This is a genomic window from Paraburkholderia unamae, from assembly GCF_003268775.1.
GTDB classification, from domain to species: domain Bacteria; phylum Pseudomonadota; class Gammaproteobacteria; order Burkholderiales; family Burkholderiaceae; genus Paraburkholderia; species Paraburkholderia unamae.
In genome coordinates, this window is the sequence record NZ_QLSU01000057.1 from 1 (window position 1) to 21,585 (window position 21,585).

Here is a 21,585-nt window from a genome sequence, read left to right on the forward strand (position 1 = left end):
AGCGCCTCGGGCAACGCCAACCAGCTCGTCGCGCGTGTGGGCATTCGCCACAAGTTCTAAGCACAGGATCTTTTAGGACCGCTCGCCGGTGCGCGACATGTGCACCAGCGAGATGTCGGCTTGACGGTACCGACGGCCACGCGTGCAGTCCGTACATTCCGTTGAAGGCCCCACGTCTTGGCGCGTGGCCTAATCTGGCGCGCATATGACCTAATGAACAGATGTACGTCATCGGTTAATGGAGTCTGAGGGGGATCGACCTCCCTCAAGCCGGAACAATCAAGTCCCGTGCGAAGCCGCGCACGGAGGCAAAGAGCGCTACAGGCTCCAATCTCTGAAACAGCCTGATGGTGTACAGCGGAGCGTCTGCCGGTTTGCCAGTATCAGTTTTCCTGGAGTGACCTCTCGAAGGAAAACACGTGACTGCCTTCGCTTCTAGCCTTGCAGATTGATTGAAGGGCGACTTACCGGCCTCATCCGCCCACGCCGCCACGCGCTGTCACATGCTATCTGTGACAGCAATGACAGCCGACATGGTTCGTAGCGGAGAGCCATCGGCGCTGATCGTTGACGCAGAGCGGCAACGGTACGTCGAGTGAACACTTCAGGGTTAAGCGCAGCATCCGACACCTGACGCCGGGAGTTACATCAACGCGGGGACTCGAGGTGAGCGCGAGACTGCGCCCTGAGTCGATTGTTAGAAGATGGCTTGGAGTCGGGCTGACGTTTTTGTGCGGTTCAGCAGGACGAGCGGTTCGATCGTTATGTGCCCGCACGGCTCGCCTTTTTCATCAGCACACCATGAGCATTGCCAATGACGTTGTGTGAATGGTGAGTGAATTCCGCACGGCTCTCGCCGCGCTCGGCGATGCAACACGCGAACGTCCCTCTCAATGGTCACGTGCTTGGCACGATTGCTACACGTCTGAAAACGCCAGATCGAAGCCCCCCTTTTGAGCCGTCGGGGCAAATCCGTCAAATAGCGCCACAGGGAAGGTCTGTGAGGTTTCTCACCGCCGATGTGAGAGCCGCTTGCCGACAACCGTGGCAGCTAGTGCAAAGGCTCCGGTAATCGATAGACGGAAGGTTGGCCCCGCGGCGCTGACTCGCACCGACACACGCTGGGGCCGCCTCTAGCTATCATGGTGTCCAGAGAAACGTCGCTAGCGACGGTTGCCCTGACATCAACCGGTGATCTTGAACGTAGCGGCTGTTTCGGCCAAAAGGTTCGCCTGGTGCTGCAGGGCGTGGGCGGCAGCCGCTGCCTCCTCAACCAGCGCCGCATTCTGTTGGGTCGCGTTGTCCATCGCATTTACGGCCGTGCTCACCTGGCTCAGGCCGTGGCTTTGCTCACTGGAGGCTGACGCTATCTCGGCAACCAGTGTGTTAACACGCTCAATCGATTCGATTACCTCTGTCATGGTGGCGCCGGCTTCAGAAACAAGGGCCGCTCCCGAGTCAATACGGGCAGTCGAATTTAGGATTAACTCCTTGATCTCCTTCGCCGCCACGGCGGAGCGTTGCGCTAGCGTGCGGACCTCTCCAGCGACGACTGCAAAACCGCGGCCCTGCTCACCTGCTCTCGCAGCTTCAACCGCCGCGTTTAGTGCAAGGATGTTCGTTTGGAACGCAATTCCTTCAATGATCGTCGTGATTTCCGAAATTGCGGCCGAGCTTCTGCTGATTTCGCCCATATTGGACACCGCGCGGGATACGACGTCGTTGCCCTTGCGCGCAACGTTTGCGGCAGATGATGAAAGTGCGCTGGCTTGGGCCGCAGTGTCGGCGTTCTGCCGTACGGTGCTGGCGAGTTGCTCGGTACTGGCTGCCGTTTCCTCCAGCGACGCGGCTTGAGATTCAGTGCGCGCTGAGAGATCCGCGTTGCCAGCTGCGATTTCGCGGGTAGCGGTCGCAATTGCATCACTACCTTCACGCAGCGATTTTGCCGTTCGAATCAGGCCTGTCTGCATGGATACGAGGCTGCTCATCATCCGCCCCATCTCATCGCCTGATCGCACGACAATCTCGCGACGCAGGTCACCGCGCGCTATCTCTTCAAAATGAAAGATTGCCTCGTTCACTGGAGTCAGAATAGCGCGACGCAAAAACAGCCAACTGAGAAAGGCCGAGATCGCTCCCAGCGCGATCACGCTAAAACTACCAATCCTGAACCAAGTATAGGTGCGCTCGGTCTGCTGATAGTCGTTCTTTGCCTGTTCATATTGGAATGTTTTGAGCGCGTCGGCGGCCCCCTGCATCCGCGTATATACTTGCCCCAGATCCGATCTCAGCCGAATGATCTCGTCGCGATTACCGCGCGTAGTCGCATCCTGGTACAGCGTTAGTTCTTGCTCTATCTTCTCGTATTCCTTCGTTACCGCCCCCGCGAGCTCATTCTCTTTGTCGTCACGGGGGAACGACAGATAGCGCTTCCAGGCTTCATCCGCGCCCTCTCGCACCGCCTTTTCGATGGCATACATATTCTTGGCATCATTCGGGTCGAGCTGAATGGCTGCGCGATCCAGCGTAGTGCGTTGCCGCCCGACATAGATGACCATTTCACCAACCGCAATTGATTTCGGCATCTGGACTGCGTATGTCCGTCGGTTGGCGTCGTTACTCGTCGTCATGCCGATGAGGCCGAAGGCGCCGATGCCCACAAGGAACGAACCCAGAAGCGCCACGGCGAAACCAATGCGTGCGCTTATCGTAAATCTTGAAAACACTCTCTGCACTCCTTATGGTTATTTTAGGTACCACTAGCGGAATGCCAATGTCCCCATGTCGGCTTACGGCACGCGTATTGATTACTTGAACGCTATGACGATAAATCGCGATCGACTGGGACTTCGGTCACTGGTGGGCGACCTTGACAGCCTCCTAGTCAGGGGGCTGGGATGAGAAACAAATGGAACGGGCGTTCACGCACCGTACGCCCGCCTGTCTGCGGTTATGACTGTGCTGACACTGCCGATGGGGTTTCGGATTCGACACTCACAATCGGAGCGCGCGTCATCGTCATAACCACGCTGGCACCAAACAGGAGCAGCAGTCCAGCAATGCCAAACGCCCAGTCGTATCTGCCAGTCGCCTGAATAACATAACCGGTTGCTATGGGGGCAATCATGCCGAAGGTATTTCCGCCCACCACGATGAATGCCATTGCCTTTGCGATGTGCTTCGAACTCGGCAAGAGATCGTTCAGCAATGCATAGTTCAGAGATGTTGTCGAAGCAATCCCTGCAAGCGCGATCGAAAAGATCAGCAGCAGAACCCCGAGATTCGACGTAAAGGGTACTGCGAGGATTGCCGATCCCGTCAGCATGGCAAGAGCGACAGCTTTGCGGCGTTGGCCCGTTCCAACGCCAACCTTTTTGAGGCGCTGATCACTGAAGCGCCCAACAAGAATGCACAGCAGTACGGCTGCGGCGTACGGAACCGCTGCAAGGACGCCGGTATGCGCGAGACTCAGGTGCCTGGTCGTTTGCAGGTAGCTCGGCAACCACGTGAGGAAGAGGTACTGGGTGTACACGTTGCAACCTTGCGTGAGCGCGAGACCCCAGAGCGTGCGCGATCGAACCAGCGTCTGGAAGCCGTGTTTCGTGCTCGTGTCCTCGTCATCTCCGACGGCCCGTTTCGACTCGCGTTCGCGGATGATTTTCTCGCGTTCATCCGTCTTCAGCCAACGCACTCTCTCTGGGCTGTTAAAGAAAAGCAGCCACGCACCAAGCCAGACGAAGCCGATTGCGCCGGCAATAACAAAAGACACACGCCACCCAAAGAGCGCGACCAGCGTCCCGAGCATCACGGAGCAGATGGCAGGCCCAGCATAGGAGCCGCTGTTGAACATCGCGGAAACCATGCCGCGCTCGCTCGCCGGGATCCACTGGCGAATGACCTTGCCTCCCACCGGGTTGCTCGTCGACTCACCCGCGCCCATCACGAGTCGTGCGGCGATCAGTGTTGCGAAGTTCGTTGCGGCGCCAGTCAGAGCCGTCGCCGTCGACCAAACGAGGATTCCAAGGGCGGCCATGCGCTTTGCGCCGAGACGGTCAACCAGAAACCCCATCGGGAGCAAAAAGAGCGCGTAACTCCAAATGAACGAGGAGAAAAGGTATCCCATCCCTACTGGCGAGAGACCGAACTCGTGCTGAATGGGTTTCGCCGCGATCGAGAGTGCGATGCGGTCCATGTAATTGATCATGGACAAGGAAAACAGGAAGACGGCGATCCATCCTCGACGGTACGACATGGTTGTCTCCGAATGTCGACGGCATCGTGCGCGAACGCCGAATACCGCATTAAGAATTTTGTTACGCCTAAACGCATTACGGGGACCAACAGCCCCTACCCTGCGAACGCTGCGGCAGCGGCCTTAGTGCCAGAGCCAAACGTTCTTCGTTGTATCAACGTACAACGGTGGTCAGAAAAAGCGCCGCATTGTTTCGCGGCGTTCTCTCCGGCGCTGCAACGCCCTTCCGGAAGCCTCTCAACTAGGGACATGGTCCCGGGCAGCCAAGTCGATATACCCTTCTGGCTGCCTTTCCGCCATCGACAACTGCTCCCGCGCGAACCCTTGCCTCCCTTGCCGAATCGTTTACATATTGTTCTATGTGATCATAAAATCCACAGAAGCTAAGCGCAAGCGCTTATGCCGTAGCTTGGAGAAAACCCCGATATACCGCTGCAGCTGCGCCCACGGATTCCCGATGGAGAATTCGGCGCTGACCCAGTTGCCCGAAGCTCTTTCGCGGGCAGTCACTTGAACCTGAGAAACAGGAGGACCGCGGCATGAGCCGTACCATTGCTTACGTCGGCTGCCGAACGACGCGTGAGCGCAACGCCGAGGGCAAGGGCATTTCCGTGTACGAGGTGCACAGGATCGGCGCGTGGCAACACCTTCAGACACTTGAGACGCTCGCGAACCCGACTTTCCTTGCAGTCAAAGGGGCGCATGACGTGCTATACGCGGTTCACGACGACCAGAATGAGGTGAGTGCGTATCAGGTCGGGCGTCAATCAGGCATCCTCAGCCCGATCAATTCGCAGACTGGCGTCGGCAGAACCCCCCCTGCATCTCGAGTTTTCGCGTGACGGCTCTTCGCTGGTAATTGCGGGCTATGCAAGCGCGTGTGTCACGCGTGTCCCGCTGGCCTCGGATGGCTCACTACAATCACCGCTGCTGCCGGACGTAGCCTTGACCGGAGAGATTGGGCCCATCGCGTCGAGCAGACATCGTCTCATCCGCACCAGTGTTCACGTTACGCTACGCGCCATATAAATACCGACTGGCACATCATCCCCGACAAAGGTCTCGACACGGTTTTCGCGGTGAAGTGGCTGGCCGCTGGAACGACCGTCACCCGCAGCGCTCGCTCGTGTGAGGGCACGGGCCCGCGACATGCGGCGTTTCATCCTGATCATCCGTTGATCTACGTCGCGAACGAGCTTGATTCCACACTCACGACCTGGTCGTTTAATTCCACAACAGGTGAACTTCGCGCACTCGACACGGTTTCGGTCCTACCTCGCCACCACCACGGGGAGACACGGGCCGCAGGGATCGTCATTTCGCCCGATGGGAACTCCATTTACGTTAGCATTCGCGGGCATGACACTGTCGTAACGCTCCGGCCCGATATGATGACGGGTCTCCCGGCAGTAGCACAGTGGACTTCGACACAAGGCATGGGGCCGCGATTTCTGTGCTTCGGACCGGATGCGAGAACTCTCTACGTCGTCAACGAAAATTCGCACTCAATTGTGGAGTTGTCAGTTGACCATGAACCGGGTCGCCTCAAGCCGACAGGCAGACGGATTGAAACCGGGAGCCAGGTATGCATCGTGTTCGGGCGCATCGAAGGCAAGCGTTCTTGAGCAACCCGCCGCGTACGACGAGCAAGCCGCTTTCTTGCTTCACGGCGCGCGCGCTTCTTTTGGGTCGACTGGCATGGCGTCGTCGCGACGCTCTTGCCCAACGTGATGACGGCTCGTGCAGCAGTAACACAGTGAGACTCGACTCGAGGCATCGCGCCACGCCGCCTGCGCAGAACACAGCCCAACATCCACTCGCGCGCTCGCAGGCGCACGGCACCGCGCAGCGCGGTAGGCCGTAGCTGCAATCGGTCTCCTCTAAAACCGCGGTCAAGGTCGGTGTATGGATAGCATCGTCCGCTTGCTGCGCAGGCACAATTCGAGATCCGGGCGCGTCGTAAATTAATCTGCATTGCAGATCAATCCAACGTATCCGGCTTGTTCCTCGGCAAGCTCCGACGAGCGCCGAGAAACAAAGCCACGCTTCGCGCGTCTCCCCTCGTGCAAGCAGCTTAAATGAGCAAGTTTGTACGTATTTGACGACTAGAACATATCGCCACTCTTCATAATTCGCGAAGAAACCTCAAATTTGGCGTGTTCGTGTTTACACCAAGTTCTATTATTGTATCGCGTTGTATTACGATACATTAGTAGCAACGAAACGAACTAAATCCACCGGAGGAGAGATGGTTACTCGTCGTAACGTGTTAAAGGCACTTGCTGCCGGTTGCGCGACAGCTTCCGCAGCACCGGTAATTGCGGCCACAAACAAGTCATCGCCAGTTGGTCTGCGTTCGCGCGTGCCTGCGCACGCGTGCGATTGCCATTCGCACATCATCGGACCGTACAACCGGTATCCAATGGTGGAGTCCAGGGTCTATACGCCACCTATGGCCTCGGTCGATGAGTTAAAAGCCATGCATGCCAAACTTCGGATCGAGCGTTCTGTGCTTGTCCAGCCGAGCTTCTACGGAACCGATAACTCCTGCCTTCTGGACGCGCTCAAAGAACTCGGCTCGACCGCAAGGGGCGTCGCGGTCATTCCTGCCAATCCCACTTCGGGTGAGATTGATCGTCTGCGTGCAGCAGGGATCATGGGCATTCGTATCAATCAGACCGGTGGCAGCAAGGATCCTAAGGTGCTCAGGGGAGCGCTCGAAGCGGCTGGCCGGCAGGCTGCAGAACAAGGCTGGTGCGTTCAGGCATTCTTCCCGCTAAAGACAATCGCATCGCTGGCAGACGTCATCGAAGCTTCGCCTGCACCCTTTTTGCTTGATCACTTTGCGGGAGCAAATGCGACAGGGGTCCAACAGGAAGGCATGGACAAGGTCTTGGGCCTCGTCAAAAGTGGGAAGGCCTATGTCAAACTGTCGGCGATGTATCACAAATCCCCCCCTCCCGATTATCCCGGCATGGCAGAGCTCGCCGCTGCGTTCGTAAAGGCGAACCCCCACCGCGTTTTGTGGGCAACGGACTGGCCTCACACCAACTCAGAAAAAGTTCCCGGCCGAAAGAAGGACGATATCAGCCCTTTCTATCCGATCGACAATACGAACCTGCTCGCGAAATTCTTTGAGTGGGTTCCTGATGATGCAACTCGGAAGACAATTCTTGTTGAGAATCCCGCGCATCTGTTCCGCTTCGCGTAACTAGCGACATCTCGGTTTGTGGAGTCTCCGTGGCGGGAGACTCCGGGCACGTTGCCGTTCAGACGTGAATCTGGCGAAGCCCCAGCCCAAGGCTCGCTATCCCCTTCTTGCCTGAACTCGAACGTGACGAAGCCGGTACCGGCGCGTGAGCGCGTTTGGCAGTCGCTGCCTGGATTTCATCTTGGACGGGATCGTCCCTTGTAGAGGGTGCTTCAAGCGTTCGGGTTCGCGAACTGTGCAAGGTCTTTGCGGGTGAATTGACAGAGCCGGCGGCCGACACCGTGTCCGCACATCGATGGAAGCGCAAACCTGCCTCGATAACGTGTCCCATTTCCCACCAGCAATCAGAACTTGCCGGATTCTGGGAAGATGCGGCCACACCAACCATAGCTTTAATCGGAGCGCGCGGGGAGCGCAACGTCACATCCGTCATCGACCATATTCAGCTCGATATCTGTTTGCGACGCGTCTACTGCCAAACACAGTTCCTACGCCGAGCAGAAGCGGCCTCTATTCCTTGGAAGCTTCCACAGGCATCGTTGCGGCCGAACGAGCCCCGTCAGTTGTAGCCGAGAATCGCCACATTCTTTACATCCGGCCGCTCGGGGACGTTCGAAGCGATTGTCAGCGCGCGGGTGTTGAGAAGATTGAGGTAGCCGTTCGTGTCAGTCGCCCCGCCGTGTCGCGGTTGAGACAAACGCACGATTTCGCTACCTGCGCCGGCCGCGCAACTTCCGTTACTTGAGATCATTTACGCTCCCTAATAGATCAGTTGATCAACGCCCTTGCTTCGACGATCCAGATTTGATTTGCCGGCGTTTCGCCATGCAGCTCCGCGAGACTCTTCGCGATCCCGATTCAAACGGATTCGGATGCATCTATCTCGGCAACACGATGAGGAATCTTTACCCGGAGCAGGCGGTCCAATCTCATCTTGCAATTGACGAATTTTCTTCTGGATACCGATCCAATCTGTTCATCATAGACCTGCATGATGCGTTCAAGCGCTCTCATCGCCTGCTCGTCGAGGGTCCATCTACCATTAGATTCGGACTCCATAGAAAGTCCGTCAAGAATCTCTTCCGCATCACGGTAAAGACGATATCCGGCACTGCCGCACCCCGTTTCCCAGAGGAAATACGACATATAGGTGACGCGTACGAGCTCACACAAGAGTTGGCGGCTGCCTTCGCCCGATCGACACGCCGCCAGTGTCAGATGCGCAGAGAGCGACAAACCCTTGACGTGTTCGGTCGTCAATGGGAGCAGCATGTGCTTCGGAATTGCTGCTCGCGCTTTCCTGGTCTCCGGCTTCGTCTTGCGCCCGTTCTTAGCCATCGCCCCCTCCTGATTCTGGTGCCGCTGTACTACAGAAATCGCCGCCCGCGGCCCTCTAGGACTGACTAACGGTGTGCGGCTGAGTGGCCTCGATGATGCCAAGAAACTCGTTTGCGTCCAGCGATGCTCCACCGATCAGGCCGCCGTCAATATCGGGCATGGCGAAGAGCTCGTCTGCGTTTGAGGCCTTCACGCTGCCTCCGTAAAGGATGGCGACGGACGACAACGACGAACTCCATGAGTCCAGCACCTGACGCAGGAATGCATGGACATCCTGCGCTTGCTTCGCGCTCGCACTGCGGCCTGTTCCAATTGCCCAGACAGGCTCGTAGGCGACGACGAATCGCCTCGCGTCGTCGGTGGGACGCATCTTGAGGATCGCTGTCAGTTGGCGCTCAACGACCTGCCGGGTTTCACCGCGCTCACGTTCATCTAACGTCTCTCCAACGCAGAGCACGGGCACAATTCCCACGTCGAGGCATCGCGCCACCTTGGCGGCGACCATTTCGTCCGTTTCACCATGGTACGTACGTCGCTCCGAGTGACCGGCCAGCGCATACGCAACGCCGAACTCGCTCGCCATGCGAGCAGAGACCTCGCCGGTATATGCACCTTCCTCGTGGGTGGAAATGTCTTGCACACCCCATCGGACCGACGTCGCTTTCAGCATTTCCTGCGCCTGTGCGAGGTACAGATGCGGTACGCAAACACCAACGTCGCAATGAGCTTCGCGTGTCGTGAATCCAGCCACGAGACGCTTGAGGCGATCGCCATTGGCTTGAATTCCGCCGTGCATCTTCCAGTTGCCTAGTACGAGTTTCTTTGGCATTGCATACTCTCTTGCATTCCTGCGTCAGTCGTCTGCGTAACCTCTGTATAGAGGTCCTTCCGGCGTCGCCGCCTGTTGTGCGGGTCTCAATACCCGAGGTTGTAGAAAGCGCGCGTGCCCGGGTAGCTGGCGATATCACCGAGATCTTCCTCGATGCGCAGCAGCTGGTTGTACTTCGAGATGCGGTCGCTGCGCGAGAGCGAACCGGTCTTGATCTGACCCGCGTTCAGACCGACGGCGATGTCGGCGATCGTCGAGTCTTCGGTTTCGCCCGAGCGGTGCGAGATCACAGCCGTGTAGCCCGCGCGCTTGGCCATCTCGATGGCTGCGAAGGTTTCCGTCAGCGTGCCGATCTGGTTGATCTTGATGAGGATCGAGTTGGCGATGCCCTTCTCGATGCCTTCCTTCAGGATGCGCGTGTTGGTCACGAACAGGTCGTCGCCCACAAGCTGAATCTTCTTGCCGAGCTTGTCGGTCAGCGTCTTCCAGCCTGCCCAGTCGCTTTCGTGCATGCCGTCTTCGATCGACACGATCGGGAACTTGTCGGCGAGGTTCGCCAGGTAGTCCGCGAACTCCGTCGACGACAGTTGCAGGCCTTCGCCCGCGAGCTGGTACTTGCCGTCGTGGTAGAACTCGCTCGCTGCGCAGTCGAGTGCGAGCAGCACGTCTTCACCGGCGCGGTAGCCAGCCTTTTCGATGGCTTGCAGGATGGTCGAGAGGCATTCGTCGTTGCTGCCGAAGTTCGGTGCGAAGCCGCCTTCGTCGCCCACGGCCGTGCTCATGCCGCGATCCGAGAGGATCTTCTTGAGCGCATGGAACACTTGCGCGCCGCAACGCAGCGCTTCACGGAAGGTCGGCTGGCTCACCGGCACGATCATGAATTCTTGAATGTCGAGGCTGTTGTTCGCGTGCACGCCGCCGTTGACGATGTTCATCATCGGCACCGGCAGTTGCATCGCGCCCGAGCCGCCGAAATAGCGGTACAGCGGGAGGCCGGCTTCTTCAGCTGCGGCCTTCGCGACGGCCATCGACACGGCCAGCATGGCGTTGGCGCCGAGGCGCGACTTGTTGTCGGTGCCGTCGAGTTCGAGCAGGGTCTTGTCGAGGAAGGCTTGTTCCGACGCGTCGAGGCCCATGATCGCCTCGGAGATTTCGGTATTGATGTGCTCGACGGCCTTGAGCACGCCCTTGCCGTTGTAGCGGCCGGCTTCGCCGTCGCGCAGTTCGATCGATTCGCGCGAACCCGTCGACGCGCCCGACGGCACCGCTGCGCGGCCCATGGTGCCCGACTCAAGCAGCACTTCGCATTCGACGGTGGGATTTCCGCGCGAATCCAGAATCTCGCGACCGATGACATCTACGATTGAACTCATGTTTGTGGCTGTCTGACGAAAGGTGTTAGCTGAACGGGTCAGCGGAATTCTCGTACACATTGTATGATAGTGCAACACAGTACAAACCATAGCCGAAGTATCTGCCGAGCAGGCTATGCAGAATTGCTTCACAACACGGACAGTCTGATTACAGGAGGGCCACATGAAGGCCGAGTCGAAAATCCGCGAGGAAATCTGTAACGTTGGCGCGAGCCTTTACGAGCGGCGTTATACAGTGGGCAGCGCCGGTAACATCAGCGCGCGACTGGAAGACGGCTGGCTCATTACGCCGACCGACGCGTGCCTCGGACGCCTGGATCCCAACGAGATTGCGAAGGTGAGCTTCGAGGGCTTGCACGTCTCTGGTGGACGCCCCTCCAAAACTCTCGCCCTGCACCGGCGCCTTTATGAGGGATCGCCCGAGACGCAAGGCGTGGTCCATACCCACTCGACGAATCTGGTTGCACTGACTCTGGCCGGCGTGTGGAGTGAAAATGATGTGCTTCCACCCATTACTCCGTACTACGTAATGAAGGTTGGGCATGTCCCCCTCGTGAAATACCGGCGCCCTGGCGCACCCGACGTTGCCGAAGAGATCGCTGCACTCGCGTCAAAGGTTCGTGCGGTACTGCTGGAGCGTCTCGGCCCTGTCGTTTGGGAAAAGTCTGTTTCGCATGCGTCATTCGCGCTTGAGGAACTCGAAGAAACGGCCGCATTGTGGCTCGCCAATGGGAGAGCGTCCTCGCCGCTCCCCGACGAAGCCATCGAAGAGCTTCGCGCCACGTTTGGAGCCCATTGGTAATCTCTCCCCTGTTCGATCGCCATTTGCATAAGCTGGTGGCTTCCCGCACCCGCCCCGCGCAGTAGTCAGCCGCGGGTTGGCCCCCTGGCACCGAATTCCGCGGGGGGCATTGGCAATGCGGGCGCCGTAACAACGCCCGTCCGAAAGACTCCACGAACGCCTTGTGTACTAGGATGGTCACCGGAGCTACCGATCACCGGCGTAAAGGACGAAAAAAACCCGCCGAATGGCGGGTCGAATCCATATCGAGGTAGATATGGTGGAGACAAGTTCACGCCTCTCATGCCTGCTTGTCAACTTTCAAATCACGGTGCGCATCGAAGAGCCTTTTCAAAGAAGTCGACAGTTCCAAAATTGCCGGACTTCAGCGCCAGGGCAAGTTGAATCTTGCCACTTCCAATAGTCCAGGGCACGCCCGGATCGATTGGGGCGCCAATTCGCAGCGCCGATACGTCCAGCGCCTTCACAACGGCTCCCGAGGTCTCTCCGCCTGCGACGACAAACTTGCGCACACCCGCTCGTTCGGCCAGGGACCGTGCGATCGACGCCAATGCACGCTCCATTAGCTGGCCTGCTTTATCTACGCCCAGAGCGTCCTGCGAACGGCGCACGACATCCGGCGTTGCGCTTCCGTAGATGAGCACAGGTTCGTCAACGACACGCTCGGCCGCCCACACGACAGCGGCTTCGATCTGTTCGTCGCTCCGCGCAAGCTCAAGCGTATCGAGCTGGAAAGCGGGCCGGCTTTCCATCCAGTGCTTCACCTGTGCATTGGTAGCGACCGAGCAGCTACCCGAAAGCACGACACTGTGTCCATCTATTTTGGGAAGCTGCGAAGCAGCTGCCGCGGCTACAGTCAGCGCCCCACTAGCACGAAAGTTTTCCGGCAAACCCATTGCGACGCCGGATCCTCCCGTGACGAGACGGTGAGACTTCAGGGCAGCCCCAATACTGATCAGGTCACGATCGGTGACGGCGTCGACGATCGCGTATCGCGCGCCGCCCGTCCTGATGGCGGCAAATGCTGCCGAGATAGCCTCAGAGCCTTGCGCGACAGTTCGAAGCCCAACCGATCCCACCTTCGATGCCGTTTGCCCCTGGAGGACGCGCACAAGGTTCGCGTCGGTCATCGGCGTCAGGGGGTGGTTGCGCATACCTGATTCGCTCAACAGCACGTCACCGACGAACAGATAACCGTTATAAATAGTTCTGCCATTCTCCGGGAACGCCGGGCACGCGATTGTGAAATCGACGCCGAGGGCATCGGCAAGCGCGTCGGCGACGGGCCCGATATTGCCCCGTGCCGTCGAGTCGAAAGTCGAACAGTACTTGAAGAAGAACTGCTCGCATCCAGCCGCCTGCAACCACTCCAGCGCCGCCCGGGACTCGCGGATTGCTTCCTGAGGGTCGACCGTGCGAGTCTTCAGCGCGATAACGATAGCGTCCGCGTCCGGAACCTCGATAGTCGTCGGCACGCCGATAATCTGGACTGTACGCATGCCGCCGCGAACGAGCGTACTGGCGAGGTCTGTTCCGCCCGTAAAGTCATCGGCAATACAGCCGAGAAGAGGCTTCTTCAAAGGTAACTCCTGACCGAATCAATCTGCAATCAGCGACGAAGCGGAGGATCTCCGCTCCAGTGCTGAGCGACGCATCACATGAACTCCACAGCGGCAACTGATTCCGAACCAAGCATATGATGTCAATTGTACGTTATCGTATAGAGATACAATCTAGGGGTTTGCTCCAGGTCTGCGAATCAAACGAGACTGGCTACAGGCGGAATCCGCAATTGGAGCGCCACGCACGGAAAGGCGACCCCGTCCCCGGCGCCTCCCTGTCCCGTCAATCCTTAGAGCAAGAAACCCGTGCTCACAAAGTTGGATCTTCGACCATCCACGATTGCATTCAACAGCGCCTTGTCGTCAGCAGAATGTTTGGACGCAACCATTGATCGAATCGAGAACGCACGCAGCGCGTCGCTTACGGATAACGTGCCTTCTGCGGAATCCTTCCGGCCTGCGAACGGGAAGACGTCTGGTCCCCGCTGACACTGACAGTTCAGGTTGACCCGGCAAACCTGATTGACCAGCTGATCCGTAAGTGTCCCAATCTGTTGAGCGTCGTTGCCAAAAAGGCTCACCTGCTGACCGTATGGCGAGCGAATGACGTATTCGAGCGGTTCCCTGACATCATCAAACGGCACAACTGGCACCACCGGTCCGAACTGCTCCTCATGGTAGAGCCTCATGCGCTCATCAACGGGAAAAACGACAGCCGGCCGAAACATCGTAGCTGCACTATCTCCACCGCCGTCGTTGACCACGCAAGCACCAAGGCGCACGGCTTCCGAGACACATTCGCCCAGATATGCCGGTTTTTGCTGATCCGGCAAAGGCGTCACCTGGACGCCAGACTCCCACGGCATTCCACATCGCAGACTGTTGACGGCTTTCGAGAGTCGCGCGACAAAGGTGTCGGCGATTGAGCGGTGAACAAAGATGATCTTCAGTGCGGTGCATCGCTGCCCATTGAAAGACAGTGCGCCGGCGACACATTCACGCACCGTGACGTCGAGGTTCGCGTCCGGCAGAACTATCGCCGGATTTTTTGCGTCCAGCCCCAGCACCGCCCGAAGGCGGTTCGACTTTGGATGCGCCTTTTTCAGCGTGTCAGCAACACGACTCGATCCGATCAGGGCAAGGACGTTGATGTCGCCGCTTCCCATCAGATAGGGGACAACCTGCTCTCCCCGTCCGTAGACAGTGTTGATGACGCCGGGAGGGAATGCCTTCTGGAACGCAAAAAGCAGGGGATAAAAAAGTAGCGCACCGAACTTGGGCGGTTTGAGAACAACCGTGTTGCCCATGATCAGCGCCGGAATAAGCGTTGTGAACGTTTCGTTTAGCGGATAGTTATAGGGACCCATGCACAGAACGACCCCGAGAGGCGCGCGCCGAATCTGCGCGATCGTTCCGTCCACAACCTGGAAGCGTGAACTTCCGTTATCGAGCTCTTTCAGGGCATCGACGGTGGCAGCGATATACTGCACTGTACGATCGAATTCCTTCTGTGCGTCCGACTTCGTCTTGCCGATCTCCCACATGATCAGGCGGATAACTTCGTCGCGCCGCTCAACCATCAGTCGTGCAAAATGCTCGACACAGGCTATTCGTCCAGCCACAGTCATCGTTGGCCAGCGGCCTCGACCACTATCGTAAGCAGACACCGCTGCATCGAGCGCGTCTCGCGCCTCTTGCGTGCCGCCGAGCGGGTAGCTGCCGAGTTCTACTGGCGAAAGCGAGCCGTCCGCCTGACGGAAGTGAACGGCCGATAGGACCGTCTTGCTGTCGCCTTCGTAGCGACGCATCTCTCCCGAGACGAGCGTTTCCCGTTGATGGAGGGGCGTAACGCGTGCGTCGGCCGGGATGCTATTCGCAAGCGGAAACAGCGCCGAGAGTTCAGGATTAGTCGTCACGATGAAGCTCCTGCAGTTGATGTCTTGGATACCGCGGAATCGGTGCTATCAGCGTCCAGTTCGGATGGCCAAACAATACGCATCAGGTTGGTTGATCCGGGCTTTCCGAAAGGGACACCAGCCGCGACGACTAGAGGCCTGCCCGATTCGCAGAGCCCCTCTACTTGCGCCGCCTCGGATGCGATCGCAACGATGTCCTCGATACTGTGCGCCCCGGCGCTAAGGCGCGAACTTACGCCCCATGCCAGTGCGAGTCTTCGAGCGACTTCCACGTTGGGCGTCAGGCTGAGAATCGGGGACCGCGGGCGGACGCGCGAGATGCGCAACGCAGTAGCGCCAGACGACGTGTAGGTCACCGCTGCGCCGATGGGCAGCACGTCTGAGACGGTGTGAATGGCAGCGCCGATCGCATCGGTTGGATTTGCAGAGTGTTGAGCAGCCACTGCATTCATCAACTGACGCTGCAGCGGATCCGCTTCGGTGCGACGAATGATGCGCGCCATCATGGAAACGGCGTCGACAGGAAATGCGCCCGACGCCGATTCCGCCGAAAGCATCACCGCATCCGCGCCGTCATAGACTGCGGTCGCAACGTCAGACGCCTCTGCGCGAGTGGGGGTCGGCGTGGAGATCATCGACTCGAGCATCTGCGTCGCCACGACGACAGGTTTGCCGGCGTCACGAGAGAGCCGCACCAGGCGTTTTTGGACAAGAGGCACATCCTCGGGGGGCATCTCGACCCCGAGGTCACCACGCGCGACCATGATCGCGTCGACGACCTCGATAATGCTGGCAATGTTCTCGACAGCCTGCGGCTTCTCAATCTTGGCCATGACGGCCGCACGCCCTTTGATGAGCGAGCGCGCTCCAATCACATCCTGCGCCCGCTGCACAAACGAAAGCGCGACCCAGTCGACGCCGAGTGACAGGCCGAATTCAAGGTCGTCCCGGTCCTTCTTCGAAAGGGCTGCAATCGACAGACTCGCTTCCGGAACGCTAACGCCCTTGCGGTCAGAAATAACCCCGCTAACAAGGACTTCCGTCTTAATCGCCTGATCTGAAACGGTAAGCACCTTGAAGCGCAGCTTGCCGTCGTCGACGAGCAGATGATGTCCCGGTTGCAGAGCCTCAAAGATTTCGGGATGGGGCAAATAGACCCGCGTACGATCACCAGCGTCGTTTCGGCAATCGAAGCAGAACTCCTGGCCCTGCTCCAGGCTTTCCTTTCCGTTGCTAAACGCGCCGACGCGCAGCTTCGGCCCCTGCAGGTCAATAAGGATCCCGAGCGGTCGCCCGACCTTTGCCTCGACCGCTCGCACGGCCGCATGCCGCGCAGCGTGATCCGCATGCGAGCCGTGACTGAAATTTAACCGGAATACATCCGCGCCCGCGCGTGCGAGCGATTCAATAACCGCCTCAGTCGAACTGGCCGGCCCAAGAGTCGCCAGTATTTTCGTAGCCCTGCTTCGTTGCATCGATATGTCCTGTTGCCCGCGAGATGCGGGAATTAGAAGATGTGCTGCAATCCGTCGCCAACCACCAGTCTGGTGGCTGAAGCTGGAATTCGTGGGAGACCAGGTGGAAATGACCGCACTGCGGCCGGATCGGGTTTGTCCAGCGCATAATCTGCAGCCTCGTCTTGATGTTTCAGGCCCGGGAACGCGCAATCAGCAACGCGGTCAGTGACGTTTCGCAATTCGCTCGTGCGAGCTCTCCGAAACGTATTGCGTTGCGCGCTGCGCGGCGTCACGGAGCCATCATTGCAGGCTCCTCTGCGTGGGCCGGCTTCCGGGGTTCTGCCTTTCGCTTCAGCTAGTCGATACATGCCTGAACTCAAGGAAGTTCCACCCTGCGCTCAACGCAAGCCATAACGTCCCCGAGGACGCCAATGTCCGGCCGTCCATCGGCTTCGTTATGTTTTTTATAACCACAACGAACAATTTCAGATAAACCTTCACGCTTACCTGCATAGATGGCATCACGCCTCTCTCATCCCTTTCGAAGACAAAGGATATACAACATATTGTGCCGTATGCTCATAACGTACAATACTAAATGAGCAAAATCAGCGCGGACAGTCGCGTAAACCCGAGCGTCATTTCATCGGAGAGCCGACCCGGCGCCCGGCGCTGCCTAACCGACAAAATACATACTGATTTGGATTCTGACCTGGTTTCGAGCAAACAGGTCACCCGCATATCAGGCCTTCAGGGACGCTTGCGAAGAAACTGCAAGCGCCCATGCGTTGTACGTCATGCTAATAACGTACAACGTAGGTCGGAAGAGCGGGCTTTGAAACCGTTCAGTTGGATTAACACTGAAGTCGAGGGCTGCCGTTCAAGGCGAGGGGCGGCGCGCGCTATCCAGCGCTCGCTCTAAACTGAACGCTCGGCCGATAGGGGGCGCGCGTTCGGATTTTCTCTGTCGCTTAGGCGCCTACCCCCACAGTTCAGAGCGCGTGCATTGGACGAATACTGAAGTGGATTTCGGCCGCCTAGTTACCGTCGAGAAACCATGCGCAGTTCACGCGGTGCTCGGTCACAAGCTAAAAATGCACCTCCGGGACGGCGCGCGCGGCGGCTTCCGCTTCGTCTTTCGCCTCTTCCTGCGCCTTGATCTTGCTAACTACATCGAGATGTCTGCGCATAAACGCCGCCGCATGGTCGCGGCTTCCACCTTCAATGAGATCGAGCATCTCCAGGTGTTCCTGACATTGTCGGATCAGGCGCGTCCGGTTTGTGGCGGCCTTGTATTCCATGAACCGTCGCAGCTGGTTCTGCCGCTCCATCGATTCGATGAAAAACCGGTTGCCGGAACATCGCACGAGCATCTCGTGAAATTCGGACCCGTGTTTGAAGAGCATTGGCCGAGGCAGCTTAAAAATATCTCCTTCGAGCATTTCGGTCTGGATTTTTCGTGCCTTGGCAAACCCGGCCTTGTCGATGCGAAAAGCCGGCTCCATCAATGCGGCCGGCTCGATGGCCATCCGGAAACGATAGCTCTGGATGTACGCGTCGCGGTCATGAACAAACGGGTTGATTTTCCAGCCCTGACCCGGCTTACGGGAAATCATGCCCTCGTTGGCCAGCCTCGAAAGTACCTTCAGCAGCTGCCCCCGCGGGACGTCAAAACGTCGAAGCAGCTCCGCTTCGTAGAATTCCTCGTTGATTTCCCCGCTTAGACAGTCGTCCGCGACGCGCAGGTAAAGGTCTTCGAGCGGATCAACTCCGAATGGGAGTTTCGCAATGTCGATGCCATGGGCGTCGAGCGCCAGGAAAATCCCGCGGTTAGGCTCCTTGACGACAATCCCCTGTTCGGCAAGCAAAGCAAGGCCGCGTCGCACCGGGGAACGTGACAGGCCCAGTTCGGAAGCGAGCGCTTCCTCGCGCAGATGGTCCCCCGCTCGAAGCGAACGCGTGCGAGCAATGTCGATGATTTTTGCCGCGACTTGGTCGGCCAATGCGCCAGTTGTCTCAGTTTTCATGGTGAATTGAACAGTACGTGCCTGTTCATACCACAAATTGTCGTTCGCCGAAAGAGAGCACACAGTATCCGGTCAACTCGGCGGACCAGCGCCCCGGTTTCGCCACTGCTCATTGGGGTCTTCCCGGACATCAACGGCCTTTATAATGTTCTATATTACCATCCAGTACAATATTTTCGCTTTCTGCCATGAATAGCAAAACTCGCATTAGTCTCATCCACGCGACGTCGGTAGCGATTCAACCGATTAATGAAAGCTTCCGCCGGTTGTGGCCGGACGCGACGGTCTACAACCTTCTCGAAGACTCACTCACTGCCGATCTCGAGCGTGCAGGCGGCGACATCATGGTGATGGCCCACCGGTTTTCGGCGCTTGTCCGTTACTCGCGGGACACTGGCGCCGATGGGATCTTATTTACGTGTTCGTCGTTTGGGCCGGCCGTCGAAGCAGCGCGCGCCAGCATTGATGTTCCCGTGCTCAAGCCCAATGAGGCGATGATCGACGAGGCATTGGGCATCGGCCGCAAGATCGCACTGGTCGCCACGTTTCAACCCGCACTCGAGCCAATCATGCAGGAGTTCGATGAGCTTGCTTCGGGAATCGAGTTCAACCCAATATTCGTGGAAGGCGCGCTGGCTGCCTTGAAAGCTGGTGACCAGGAGACCCACGATCAGTTGATAGCGGAGGCGTGCGCCCTTGCGTCGCAGAGCGATGTCGTGTGTTTCGCGCAATTTTCGATGACCAGCGCTCACGCAGCGGCTGAAGCGGCGGCCCGACGGCCGACGTTGACGACTACAGACAGCGCGGTCAAGAGTCTAAAAAAACGTCTCAGTCGCTGAACGACCAGAAAGCCCAACCAGTTGGCCTGTCGCTCCCCGGCCCTTAGTACGGGGAGCCGAACAGGAATGTCCCACAGCCACGTCGTCTGGATAAGGTCCCTCGGGCGTACGCGGTGACGGTTGTCTGCCCTCGGTGCGGAGTTCCGCTCGGCGGTAACGCATGAGACAACGCAAATATTTCGTATGCCGAATCATTTTCCCGATATGGCGCTGCAAGCATGGCAGTTGACCGAGGCGCGGCGATTGCCGGCCTTCGATGTGCTTGTCACAGGATTGCACAGCACGTGCACCGGCGCGATGCCCCCGCGTCCTGATCGCGTTTGCGCTGGGCGTCCGCTGCCCAGACGACCGGCGCCCGCTCTGGCGCACAACCTTGAAATCACGCGGTTCGTGCTCAGGGTATCCACTTAGCGCGCATTCGTTTACTTATTGCGTTTTGTAAACATAGAATGCACCTCACACTACAGGAAAGCAGACAGTGCGTCCGCCCTGACTGCGGCGCATGGAGCCAGAGAGAGCCGAGAGCGTCCGATGCCACGCCGGTCCGGTGATGCTGCGCGTAGTGTCGCGGAAACGAGGGGCCGCGGACGAGGACCGTGAAGGTGCTGCGAGGGTGGATCTATCATATCGGTAGTACTACTTAGCGATGCCTCAGAAGCGAAGAATTTTTTTGGCCCGACGAACAGCAAAAGAAGAGGAGACGTGTCGTGCAGAGAGCATGTCGCAGTATTGCAGCCGTTACGACGGTATTGGTGTCGCTATATTCGACGGGGGCGGCCGCCGCGTCAGAAAAGATCACAATTATCGTCGGCGGGATCAACAAGCTGATCTACTTGCCCCCAAAACTCGCCGAGTCCCTCGGCTACTTCCGCGACGAAGGCCTCGATGTTGACTTGCAGTCACAACAGGCGGGCGTTGACGCTGAGAACGAACTCGTCGCTGGGGCGGCACAGGCCGTGGTCGGCTTTTACGATCATTCGATCGACCTTCAGGCAAAAGGCAAAGAGATTGAGACCATTGTCCTGTTCGGACTCGTTCCCGGTAGCATGGAAATGGTTCGCTCGGATATGTCCACGCAGATCCGGAACATGGGTGACCTCAAGGGCAAGACACTCGGCGTAACCGGACTCGGTTCGTCATCAGCCTTCATTGGCCAGTTTCTTGCGGCACGCTATGGGCTGAAGACCTCAGATTATTCGACGCTGCCTGTTGGGGCGGGGAACGCCTTGCTCGCAGCCGTCAAACAACGGCGAGTCGATGTTGTATGGAGCACCGAGCCGACCACGTCGTTGCTGCGCGCGACTGGCGACGCCAAAGTCCTTGTCGACCTCAGCAGTGTGGAAGGAACAAAGGCGGCCCTTGGCGGCCTGTATCCCGCATCAAGCCTCTATGTCCAGCGGAACTGGGCTGAGAGCCACAAGGACGACGCCCAGAAGCTCGCGCGGGCATTCGTGCGAACGCTTCACTACATCCAGACACACTCGGCAGAAGAAATCGCAGACAAGATGCCCTCCGATTACTACGGAGGCGACAAAAGTCTCTACGTGAAAGCACTGAAGGCTTCGATGTCGATGTACTCCCCCGATGGGAAGATGCCGCAAGGAGGTCCCGAGACCGTCCTGAAAGTGATGACCGAATTCAATTCGAACATCAAAGGCAAGCACATCGATCTGTCAAAGACATACACGAACCAGTTCGTCGAGCAGGCGCAGGCCTCACGCTGAGCGTCAGGGATCCAATTCTGCGCGGATAGTAGACCCACCGCCTCGCAGTGGGGTCATCTTGTTCCATATCATTAGGAGTACGTATTTAACAAATAAATAGAATACACAATGAATCTGGCACAACTACCCACCACTCACATATGAGATCGCTTGGAAATCGCACAATGAAAAAAACACTTCTCGCCCTCGCCACGCTTGGCACCTTTGCCGGCGTCGCACATGCTCAGAGCAGCGTCACCCTGTACGGCATCATCG

At 58.1% G+C, this 21,585-nt stretch carries 17 protein-coding genes; 7 read left to right on the top strand and 10 right to left on the bottom strand.

The genetic code is table 11. The features are described 5' to 3' along the window. Nucleotides 1-1,184: 1,184 nt before the first annotated feature. A complete protein-coding gene (locus C7401_RS46050) occupies nucleotides 1,185-2,726 on the bottom strand; it encodes a methyl-accepting chemotaxis protein (RefSeq protein ID WP_112178261.1) in 1,542 nt (513 codons plus the stop codon). A gap of 224 nt (nucleotides 2,727-2,950) precedes the next feature. Beyond that, nucleotides 2,951-4,252 carry an MFS transporter gene (locus C7401_RS43610; RefSeq protein ID WP_112178262.1) on the bottom strand — a complete coding sequence of 434 codons (1,302 nt, stop codon included), beginning with the start codon at nucleotides 4,250-4,252 and terminating at the stop codon, nucleotides 2,951-2,953. A gap of 539 nt (nucleotides 4,253-4,791) precedes the next feature. Between C7401_RS43610 and C7401_RS46240 the strand changes: the two genes are divergently transcribed. The 4 genes from C7401_RS46240 to C7401_RS43630 all read left to right on the top strand — a co-directional run bounded on the left by C7401_RS46240 (nucleotide 4,792) and on the right by C7401_RS43630 (nucleotide 7,463). Next, a complete protein-coding gene (locus C7401_RS46240; RefSeq protein ID WP_112178263.1) occupies nucleotides 4,792-5,094 on the top strand; it encodes a beta-propeller fold lactonase family protein in 303 nt (100 codons plus the stop codon). Continuing rightward, complete coding sequence (locus C7401_RS46340) at nucleotides 4,997-5,281, top strand: beta-propeller fold lactonase family protein (RefSeq protein WP_112178275.1); 285 nt, start codon at nucleotides 4,997-4,999, stop codon at nucleotides 5,279-5,281. The genes C7401_RS46240 and C7401_RS46340 overlap by 98 nt, the downstream gene beginning before the upstream one ends. After that, a complete protein-coding gene (locus C7401_RS43625; protein ID WP_507763448.1) occupies nucleotides 5,173-5,877 on the top strand; it encodes a lactonase family protein in 705 nt (234 codons plus the stop codon). The genes C7401_RS46340 and C7401_RS43625 overlap by 109 nt, the downstream gene beginning before the upstream one ends. Nucleotides 5,878-6,500: 623 nt before the next feature. Then, a complete protein-coding gene (locus tag C7401_RS43630) occupies nucleotides 6,501-7,463 on the top strand; it encodes an amidohydrolase family protein (protein ID WP_112178276.1) in 963 nt (320 codons plus the stop codon). Nucleotides 7,464-8,022: 559 nt separating this feature from the next. On the opposite strand, the gene C7401_RS44750 is transcribed toward C7401_RS43630, so the two are convergent. The 4 genes from C7401_RS44750 to eno form a co-directional block, all read right to left on the bottom strand. Then, nucleotides 8,023-8,214 carry a hypothetical protein gene (locus C7401_RS44750; RefSeq protein ID WP_146758107.1) on the bottom strand — a complete coding sequence of 64 codons (192 nt, stop codon included), beginning with the start codon at nucleotides 8,212-8,214 and terminating at the stop codon, nucleotides 8,023-8,025. Nucleotides 8,215-8,321: 107 nt separating this feature from the next. After that, entirely contained in the window at nucleotides 8,322-8,801 is a 480-nt protein-coding gene (locus C7401_RS43635) for a hypothetical protein (protein WP_112178265.1), read from the bottom strand. 55 nt (nucleotides 8,802-8,856) lie between these two features. Next, nucleotides 8,857-9,630, bottom strand: a complete 774-nt coding sequence (gene tpiA / locus C7401_RS43640) for a triose-phosphate isomerase (protein ID WP_112178266.1) — start codon at nucleotides 9,628-9,630, stop codon at nucleotides 8,857-8,859. Between the two features lie 86 nt (nucleotides 9,631-9,716). Beyond that, nucleotides 9,717-11,003: a phosphopyruvate hydratase gene (gene eno, locus C7401_RS43645; protein WP_112178267.1), complete on the bottom strand. Its 1,287-nt coding sequence runs from the start codon at nucleotides 11,001-11,003 to the stop codon at nucleotides 9,717-9,719. A 163-nt stretch (nucleotides 11,004-11,166) separates the two neighbouring features. On the opposite strand from eno, the gene otnC reads away from it, so the two are divergent. After that, complete coding sequence (otnC, locus tag C7401_RS43650) at nucleotides 11,167-11,805, top strand: 3-oxo-tetronate 4-phosphate decarboxylase (protein WP_112178268.1); 639 nt, start codon at nucleotides 11,167-11,169, stop codon at nucleotides 11,803-11,805. 305 nt (nucleotides 11,806-12,110) lie between these two features. Here the strand turns inward: otnC and otnK are convergent, their stop codons facing one another. From otnK to C7401_RS43670, 4 genes are all read right to left on the bottom strand, one after another. After that, nucleotides 12,111-13,385: a 3-oxo-tetronate kinase gene (gene otnK / locus C7401_RS43655; protein ID WP_112178269.1), complete on the bottom strand. Its 1,275-nt coding sequence runs from the start codon at nucleotides 13,383-13,385 to the stop codon at nucleotides 12,111-12,113. A gap of 272 nt (nucleotides 13,386-13,657) precedes the next feature. Then, entirely contained in the window at nucleotides 13,658-15,283 is a 1,626-nt protein-coding gene (locus tag C7401_RS43660) for an NADP-dependent glyceraldehyde-3-phosphate dehydrogenase (RefSeq protein ID WP_112178270.1), read from the bottom strand. Next, the gene (gene pyk, locus C7401_RS43665) at nucleotides 15,280-16,758 is read right to left on the bottom strand and encodes a pyruvate kinase (RefSeq protein WP_112178271.1); all 1,479 of its coding nucleotides are present in this window, start codon (nucleotides 16,756-16,758) and stop codon (nucleotides 15,280-15,282) included. The genes C7401_RS43660 and pyk overlap by 4 nt, the downstream gene beginning before the upstream one ends. 1,070 nt (nucleotides 16,759-17,828) lie before the next feature. Next, complete coding sequence (locus C7401_RS43670; RefSeq protein ID WP_112178272.1) at nucleotides 17,829-18,767, bottom strand: GntR family transcriptional regulator; 939 nt, start codon at nucleotides 18,765-18,767, stop codon at nucleotides 17,829-17,831. Nucleotides 18,768-18,955: 188 nt separating this feature from the next. Between C7401_RS43670 and C7401_RS43675 the strand changes: the two genes are divergently transcribed. Then, a complete protein-coding gene (locus C7401_RS43675) occupies nucleotides 18,956-19,606 on the top strand; it encodes an aspartate/glutamate racemase family protein (RefSeq protein ID WP_112178273.1) in 651 nt (216 codons plus the stop codon). A gap of 728 nt (nucleotides 19,607-20,334) precedes the next feature. Continuing rightward, a complete protein-coding gene (locus tag C7401_RS43680) occupies nucleotides 20,335-21,330 on the top strand; it encodes an ABC transporter substrate-binding protein (RefSeq protein WP_373864501.1) in 996 nt (331 codons plus the stop codon). Nucleotides 21,331-21,585: the final 255 nt, after the last annotated feature.

Coding starts and splice junctions, on each gene's coding strand:
- C7401_RS44750 (WP_146758107.1), bottom strand. CDS start 8,214: ATGATCTCAAGTAACGGAAGTTGCGCGGCCGGCGCAGGTAGCGAAATC.
- C7401_RS43670 (WP_112178272.1), bottom strand. CDS start 18,767: ATGAAAACTGAGACAACTGGCGCATTGGCCGACCAAGTCGCGGCAAAA.
- C7401_RS43675 (WP_112178273.1), top strand. CDS start 18,956: ATGAATAGCAAAACTCGCATTAGTCTCATCCACGCGACGTCGGTAGCG.
- tpiA (WP_112178266.1), bottom strand. CDS start 9,630: ATGCCAAAGAAACTCGTACTAGGCAACTGGAAGATGCACGGCGGAATT.
- C7401_RS43610 (WP_112178262.1), bottom strand. CDS start 4,252: ATGTCGTACCGTCGAGGATGGATCGCCGTCTTCCTGTTTTCCTTGTCC.
- otnC (WP_112178268.1), top strand. CDS start 11,167: ATGAAGGCCGAGTCGAAAATCCGCGAGGAAATCTGTAACGTTGGCGCG.
- eno (WP_112178267.1), bottom strand. CDS start 11,003: ATGAGTTCAATCGTAGATGTCATCGGTCGCGAGATTCTGGATTCGCGC.
- pyk (WP_112178271.1), bottom strand. CDS start 16,758: ATGCAACGAAGCAGGGCTACGAAAATACTGGCGACTCTTGGGCCGGCC.
- C7401_RS43630 (WP_112178276.1), top strand. CDS start 6,501: ATGGTTACTCGTCGTAACGTGTTAAAGGCACTTGCTGCCGGTTGCGCG.
- C7401_RS46240 (WP_112178263.1), top strand. CDS start 4,792: ATGAGCCGTACCATTGCTTACGTCGGCTGCCGAACGACGCGTGAGCGC.
- C7401_RS43635 (WP_112178265.1), bottom strand. CDS start 8,801: ATGGCTAAGAACGGGCGCAAGACGAAGCCGGAGACCAGGAAAGCGCGA.